The following is a 7,021-nucleotide window of genomic DNA, read 5'->3' on the forward strand; positions in this document are numbered from 1 at the left end:
CCTGCGGCGGCGGGCACAACAGGGCCGGAACGCTGTCCGCGCCGTGCCGCCCGCTGTCCCGTGCCGCCATGCGGCCCGCCGTGGTCGGGGAAAAACCGCGGCTTTTCGGGGACATGCCGCTGCCGGGCCCCCGGCCGGCCGTCCCGTGTCCCGGCGGCCGCCCGCGCCCCCGCGCGGGGACGGAAAAAATTTCGTCCGCTCTCCGTCGCGCGCCGGTCCCGGCTGTTGACCGTTCCGGCACAAGCTCCTATACTTGAATGATGACACAACCAAGCTCCTGCCTACTCACGGTGCTGGATCTGGTCCCCTTCGGCCAGACCGGCCAGGAAAGCCGCTTTTTCGCCCTGCGTCTCACCCGCCCCGACTGGCCGTCGTGGCGGCCCGGCCAGTTCGTCATGGTGCGGCCCACGTCGTTCGGCCTCGAGATGCCCTGGGCCCGGCCCTTCGGCATCTGCCACATGACCTCGCGCCACCTGATCTGCTTCTTCCAGGTGGTGGGGCGCGGCACCCGCCGCATGGCCGAGCTCACCGCCGGCGATACCGTGCGCGTCTGGGGCCCCCTGGGCAACGGCTTTGCCATGGAGCCCGATACCCCCACCCTGCTGCTGGCGGGCGGCATGGGCATCGTGCCCTTCGTGGGCTATGTGAGCGAACATCCCAAGCCCTGGAACGTGACCATGCTCTTCGGCCATCGCGAGCCCTTGAGCTGCTATCCCGTGGACAGCATCAACGAGCATGTGCCCCTGGACAGCCTGCACGAGACCGTGCCCGGCGACCTGGACAACTTCATCTTCACCATCCAGGAGCGCATGCGCGAATATGCCGACCAGAAAGGCCTGATCCTGGCCTGCGGGCCCCTGCCCTTCCTCAAGACCGTGCACGGCTTCGCCCGCGACCTCAAGGCCCGCGTGCAGCTTTCGCTGGAGAACCGCATGGCCTGCGGCGTGGGCGCCTGCCTGGGCTGCGTGACCCGCACCACCTCGGAGTGGCCCGTGGCCGACAAGCGCAACGGCCTGGTCCAGACCTGCAACCACGGCCCCGTGTTCTGGGCCAACCAGATCGAGCTCTAGGCCGGGGGACAGCATGAACAGCCAGCATTCCATGGATCTTTCCGTCACCCTCAGGGGGCCCGTGCAGAGCCTGCAGCTCAAGAACCCGGTGCTCACGGCGTCCGGCACTTTCGGCTACGGTCTGGAGTTCGCCCCCTACGGCGACCTGACCAGCCTGGGCGGCATCATCGTCAAGGGCCTTTCCCTGCTGCCGCGCGACGGCAACCCCTGTCCGCGCATCGTGGAGACCACGGCCGGCATGCTCAATGCCGTGGGCCTGCAGAACGACGGCGTGGAGGCTTTCTGCAAGGAAAAGCTCCCCCGCCTGCCCTGGCAGCAGCTGCCCGTCATCGCCAACCTCTACGCCACCTCGCCCGCCGAATTCGGCGAGCTGGCCGCCCGGCTCAATGACGAGGAAGGCGTGGCCGCCCTGGAAGTCAACGTCTCCTGCCCCAACGTCAAGAGCGGCGGCATCCTTTTCGGGCAGGACCCCAAGCTGGCCGCGGCCGTCACCCGCGCCGCCCGCGATGCGGCCCCCAGGAAGCCGCTCATCATCAAGCTTTCGCCCAATGTCACGGACATCGCCCTCATGGCCCGCAGCGTGCAGGACGCCGGGGCGGACATGATCTCGTGCATCAACACCCTTTCGGGCATGGCCGTGGACGTGGCCCGGCGCGCGCCCCGTCTGGCCAATGTCATCGGCGGCCTGTCCGGCCCGGCCATCAAGCCCGTGGCCCTGCGCTGCGTATGGCAGGTCTGCAAGGCCGTGGACATCCCGGTCATCGGCCTGGGCGGCATCTGCTCGGCCGAGGACGTGCTGGAATTCATCCTGGTGGGCGCCCATGCCGTGCAGATCGGCACGGCCAACTTCATCAGTCCCGACCGCGCCTTCGAGATCGTGCGGGAACTGCCCGCCGTCTGCCAGCAGCTGGGCGTGACCAGCCTGGACGAACTGCGCGGCGCCCTCAAGACGGCCTAGGGCGCGTCCGCCGTTTTTCCCGTGCGGGAGGGTACCGTAAGGCGCTCTCCCGCGCGGCGTTTTTGTCCGGGCCCCGGTCCGGCGGGGCAGGGCGCGCGGCCCCCGTCCCGTTCGCGCCCTCATGGCGCGCCGGGGCAGAGTCCGCTCCCGGCTGCCCGGCCGGGCATTTCCGGTGGCCTGTGGACGTCCTTCAGGCGTCCGTCGGGCGTTTGCCGGGCCGTTCCCGGCCCCGGGCGGGACGCCGCCGCTCTCCTTTCCAACCGCAACAGGGCACGGCAGCCCCTGCAAGTCTGCCCATGGAGGCCCGCGTGGCAGAACTGAGCATCATCCCCGTCACGGCTACGGCAGACCTGGACCGCTTCGTGGAGCTGCCCTGGAGCATCTACGCGCGGGATTCCCTCTGGGTGCCCAATCTGAAAAAACAGGATCGCGAGCTGCTCTCGCCCGGCGAGCATCCCTTTTGGAAGACCGCTCGCCGCGAGCTCTTCCTGGCCCTGCGCGACGGCCGTCCCGTGGGCCGCATCGCGGCCATCGTGGACGAGAAATACAACAGCTACGCCGGTGAGCGCTGCGGGGCCTTCGGCTTCTTCGAATGCCGGGATGACCGCGAGGCCGCCCACGCCCTGCTGCAGGCCGCCCACGACTGGCTGCGCAGGCAGGGCATGGCCTTCATGCGCGGGCCGCTCAACCCCTCCACCAACTACACCTGCGCCATGCTGGTGGACGGCTTCGACCAGGCCCCCGCCCTGATGATGCCCTGGAACCCGCCCTATTATCCGGCCCTGCTGGAATCCTGGCACATGCGCAAGGAGCAGGACCTGTTCGCCTACCTCATCGAGCGCGACCGCCTGCGGGTGGACGACTGGCTCAGGGAGGAGATCGCCCGCCTCAAGGCGCAGGGGCGCTTCACCTGTCGCGTGTCGTCCAAGGCCACCCTGGCCGGGGACATCCGCATCATGCTGGATCTGTACCGCATCTCCTGGGCCGGCAACTGGGGCTTCGCGCCCCTGTCCGACGGCGAGGCCGAGGTGCTGGTCAAGGAGCTCAAGGGCCTGCTCGATCCCGAGTTCTTCGTGCTCTTCTTCCATGACGGCGAGCCCGCCGCGGGCATGGTGGCCCTGCCGGACTTCAACCCCCTGCTCAAGCGCCTCGACGGCAAGCTGGGCCTGAGCGCCCTGTGGCATTACTGGCAGGCGCGCGGCGAGATGCGCGGCAAATACCGCATGATGCTCTTCGGCATCCGCGAGGAGTTCCGCCTGCTGGGCCTGCCCCTGCTCCTGCTGGACTACATGCTGGAACAGGCACGCCGCCATCCCGAGTTCTGCCAGGTGGAAGGCTCGTGGGTGCTGGAAGACAATATGGCCGTCAATGACCTCATCGAGGATTTTTCCGGGCGCATCACCAAGCGCTATCGTCTGTATCGCAAGGAGATCGTAGCATGAACACCCCGCAGGACGCTCCCCTGAACGTGTCGCCGGACGCCCCCGCCCCCTGGCTGAAAGGCAAGAAGATCGTCGTCACCGGCGCTACCGGCTTCGTGGGCCGGCATCTGCTGCCCCAGCTGCTGGCCGCCGGCGCGCAGGTGACCTGCGTCGTCCGCGCCAGCTCCCGCTGTGACCATCTGCCCCTGGGCGTGGCCGTGGTCCGCGCCGATCTGTGCGGCGGCGCCGGTCTGCAGGAGGCCCTGTGCGGTCAGGACATCTGCATCCACATGGCGGCCCTGCTCTTTGGTCTGGGCTGGCAGGACTACCTGCGTGCCAACAGCCGGGCCGCCCGCGCCCTGGCCACGGCCTGGCAGGCCCTGGAGGCCCGCGGGAAGGCCCCGCAGCGTCTGGTGCTGGTCTCCAGCCTGGCCGCCAGCGGCCCCTGCGACACCGCCACCGGCAGGACCGACGACGCCCCCGGCGCGCCCGTGTCCGCCTACGGCTGGTCCAAACTCATGGTGGAACAGATCCTGGGCCGCGCCCTGGGCGAGCGCATGGTCACGCTGCGGCCGCCCATCATCTACGGTTCCGGCGACCGCGGCCTGCTGCCCGTCTTCCGGGGCCTGCGCTACGGCGTGGCCGTCACGCCCGGCCTGTGCCGCCGCTTCCCGGTCTCGGCCGTCCACGGCCGCGACGTGGCCCGCGCCCTCATCTGCTGCTGCCGTCCCGAGGCCCGGGGCGTCTACCACGTCAATGACGGCGGCCGCTACGACATGGCCGACATCTACCGCGCCGCGGCCCGGGCCATGGGCAGGAAGGCCCGCATCCTGCGTCTGCCCCTCTGCTTCCTGGGCCTGACCGCCCTGCTGGCCACCCTGGGCGGCAGGCTGCTGTCCGCGCTGGGCCGCACGGGCCGCGCCCCCAACTGGAATCTGGACAAATACCGCGAGGCCCGTCAGGTCGGCTGGACCTGCGACGCCACGCGCCTGCGCGAGGAACTCGGCTATGCCCCCGCCCTCACGCTCGACCAGGGCATGCAAGAAGCCGTGGAAGGCTACAGGCGCGAGGGCCTGCTGTGAAAATAACCATCCAGGAACTGTCCAAGTCCTTCGGCGGGCGGGACATCTTCAACAATTTCTCGCTGGAAGTGGATGCCGGCGTGCGCCTGTGCGTCTGCGGTCCCAACGGCACCGGCAAATCCACCCTCCTGCGCCTGCTGGCCGGGGTGGAGCCCGCCGACGGCGGCCGCGTCATCCTGCCCAAGGGCTGCCGCCTGGGCTATGTGGAGCAGGAACTCTCCGAGGAGGCCCTGGACACGCCCCTGCTGACCTATGTGCTGGACGTGCTCCATGACTGGAACGAATTCTGGGCCCAGTGGGAGGACGCCGCCCGGCAGAAGGACGAAGCCCGCCTGACCCAGCTCATGCACCGGCAGGCCGAGCTGGAAGCCACCCACGGCTACAATCCCGAACACCGGGCCAAGGCCGTGCTCTCCGGTCTGGGCTTTGCCGAACGCAAGTGGCTGCGCACCCTGCGCGAGCTTTCCGGCGGCTGGCGCGAACGCGCCAAGCTGGCCCGCGTACTCACCGCCGGGGCCGATGTGCTGCTGCTGGACGAACCCACCAACCATCTGGACATGGAAGCCGTGGAGTGGCTGGAGTCCTTCCTCATGGACTTCAAGGGCGCGCTGGTCTTCGTGGCCCACGACCGCGTGTTCATGGACCGCGTGGGCACGCATGTGCTCTACCTGGGCCTGTCCCGTCCGGTCTTCCGCAAGGCCACCTATACCCAGTTCCTTTCCCTGCAGGAGGAGTACAATGCCCAGCGCGAACGCGAGGCCAAGGCCCTGCAGGACGAGCTGGCCCGCAAGATGGCCTTCGTGGAACGCTTCCGCGCCAAGGCCACCAAGGCCCGGCAGGCCGGTTCGCGCCAGAAGATGGCCAAGAAACTGGAAAAGGAGCTGGAGGATTACCGTCCCGAGCCCAGGCGCAAGGAACTGAACTTCACCTGGCCCGAGGCCCCGCATATGGAAAAGGTGGCCCTGGCCGCCGCCGATCTGGCCTTCCACTTCCCGGACGGCAAGCAGATGTGGCCGCCGCTGACCTTCACCCTCTACAACGGCCAGCGTGTGGCCCTGGTGGGCCATAACGGCTGCGGCAAGTCCACCCTGCTCAAACTGCTGGCCGGGACCCTGGAACGCTGCGGCGGCAATGTGGTCACCGCGCCCCAGATGCGCCTGGGCTACTACACCCAGCACCAGATGGACACCCTGCGCCCGGACACCACCGTGCTGGGCGAGATCCGCCGCCTCTCCGACCCCCGCACCACCGAAGAGGAACTCATGAGCGTGCTGGGCCTCTTCCTGCTGGGGCAGGACTACTTCGACCGGCAGGTGGGCAAGCTCTCCGGCGGCGAGAAGAGCCGCCTGGTGCTGGCCAGCCTCTTCCTCAAGCGCTGCAACTTCCTGCTGCTGGACGAACCCACCAACCATCTGGACCTCGAAAGCCGCGAGGCCCTGGGCACGGCCCTGCAGAAGTTCGACGGCACCCTGCTCATGGTGGCCCACGACCGCTGGCTGCTTTCGCAGGTGGGGGCCGAGGCCTGGGCCCTGGACGAGAAGGGCATCACCGTCTATCCCGACTTCGCCAGTTACGACGCGGCCCGCCGCGCCGCCCTGGAGAGCGGCAGCCTCAGCCCCAGTCTCAACGCCTCCAACAAGGCCGACAAGGCCGAGGGCACTCCCCGCGCCAACCTCTCCCGCGAGGAGCAGAAGCGCCTCAAGCGCGAGCAGGCCGAGCGCCGCAACGCCCTGCACAAGGAACTCAAGCCCCTGCAACAAAAATATGCCGCGCTGGAGGGCGAGCTGGAACAGGCCATGAACGAACAGTCCGACGTGGAGGGCCAGCTGGCCGATCCCGCCGTCTATGCCGACGGTGCCCGCTCCACGGAGCTGCTCAGGCGCTTCAACGAACTGCGCGACCTCACCGAGCGCCTCATGGAAGACATGGCCGCCCTGGAAGAGCAGATCGCCGCCATCGAGGCCAGGCGCGCCGACATCGACAGCATGGGGGACCCCGCATGACCTCCATCGTCGTGGCCGGCGGCATCATCTGGCAGGGCGACCGCCTGCTGGCCGCCCTGCGCCCGCAAGGCAAGCCCATGGCCGGTTACTGGGAATTCCCCGGCGGCAAGCTCGAACCCGGCGAGAGCGCCGAGCAGGCCCTTTGCCGCGAGCTGCGCGAGGAGCTGGGCATCAGCGTGCGCGCCTGCCGGCTCTGGCGGATCGTGGAACACGACTACGCCGAACGCGACCTGCATGTGCAGCTGCACTTCTTCCATGTCACCGCCTTCGACGGCACGCCCCGCGCCCGCGAGCGCCAGGAACTGCGCTGGGTCACGCCCGCCGGGGCCCGCGAGCTGCCCTTCCTGCCCGCCGACGCCGATCTGGTGGCCAGCCTGCCCGCCGCGGTAGGTACACATCGTTTTTGAGGGAGGGGGACCCCTTTTCACCAGCGCGAAAAAAGGGGTCCCCCACACCCCCACCCCCACCCCTCCCCAAAACGCATTTT

Annotated in this window: 6 protein-coding genes; all 6 read left to right on the plus strand. The window is 68.9% G+C overall.

Annotated features, from left to right (window positions below; genetic code table 11):
• The first annotated feature begins 260 nt into the window (after positions 1 to 260).
• The 6 genes from Q1X76_RS09610 (at position 261) to Q1X76_RS09635 (ending at position 6,941) form a co-directional block, all read left to right on the plus strand.
• Positions 261 to 1,070, plus strand: a complete 810-nt coding sequence (locus Q1X76_RS09610; protein ID WP_300719611.1) for a dihydroorotate dehydrogenase electron transfer subunit — start codon at positions 261 to 263, stop codon at positions 1,068 to 1,070.
• A gap of 31 nt (positions 1,071 to 1,101) precedes the next feature.
• On the plus strand, positions 1,102 to 2,028 hold the full coding sequence (locus Q1X76_RS09615) for a dihydroorotate dehydrogenase (RefSeq protein WP_300719613.1): 927 nt from the start codon (positions 1,102 to 1,104) through the stop codon (positions 2,026 to 2,028).
• 308 nt (positions 2,029 to 2,336) lie between these two features.
• Entirely contained in the window at positions 2,337 to 3,470 is a 1,134-nt protein-coding gene (locus Q1X76_RS09620) for a hypothetical protein (RefSeq protein ID WP_300719590.1), read from the plus strand.
• Positions 3,467 to 4,531: an NAD(P)-dependent oxidoreductase gene (locus Q1X76_RS09625; protein WP_300719592.1), complete on the plus strand. Its 1,065-nt coding sequence runs from the start codon at positions 3,467 to 3,469 to the stop codon at positions 4,529 to 4,531. Before Q1X76_RS09620 ends, Q1X76_RS09625 begins: the two co-directional genes overlap by 4 nt.
• On the plus strand, positions 4,528 to 6,534 hold the full coding sequence (locus Q1X76_RS09630; RefSeq protein ID WP_300719595.1) for an ATP-binding cassette domain-containing protein: 2,007 nt from the start codon (positions 4,528 to 4,530) through the stop codon (positions 6,532 to 6,534). Before Q1X76_RS09625 ends, Q1X76_RS09630 begins: the two co-directional genes overlap by 4 nt.
• Positions 6,531 to 6,941 (plus strand): (deoxy)nucleoside triphosphate pyrophosphohydrolase, encoded by a 411-nt coding sequence (locus Q1X76_RS09635; protein WP_300719609.1) that lies wholly within the window; start codon positions 6,531 to 6,533, stop codon positions 6,939 to 6,941. Before Q1X76_RS09630 ends, Q1X76_RS09635 begins: the two co-directional genes overlap by 4 nt.
• The last annotated feature ends 80 nt before the right edge of the window (positions 6,942 to 7,021 follow it).

Source organism: uncultured Desulfovibrio sp. (assembly GCF_949282365.1).
Taxonomy (GTDB): domain Bacteria; phylum Desulfobacterota; class Desulfovibrionia; order Desulfovibrionales; family Desulfovibrionaceae; genus Desulfovibrio.

Coding starts and splice junctions, on each gene's coding strand:
- Q1X76_RS09610 (WP_300719611.1), top strand. CDS start 261: ATGACACAACCAAGCTCCTGCCTACTCACGGTGCTGGATCTGGTCCCC.
- Q1X76_RS09615 (WP_300719613.1), top strand. CDS start 1,102: ATGGATCTTTCCGTCACCCTCAGGGGGCCCGTGCAGAGCCTGCAGCTC.
- Q1X76_RS09625 (WP_300719592.1), top strand. CDS start 3,467: ATGAACACCCCGCAGGACGCTCCCCTGAACGTGTCGCCGGACGCCCCC.
- Q1X76_RS09635 (WP_300719609.1), top strand. CDS start 6,531: ATGACCTCCATCGTCGTGGCCGGCGGCATCATCTGGCAGGGCGACCGC.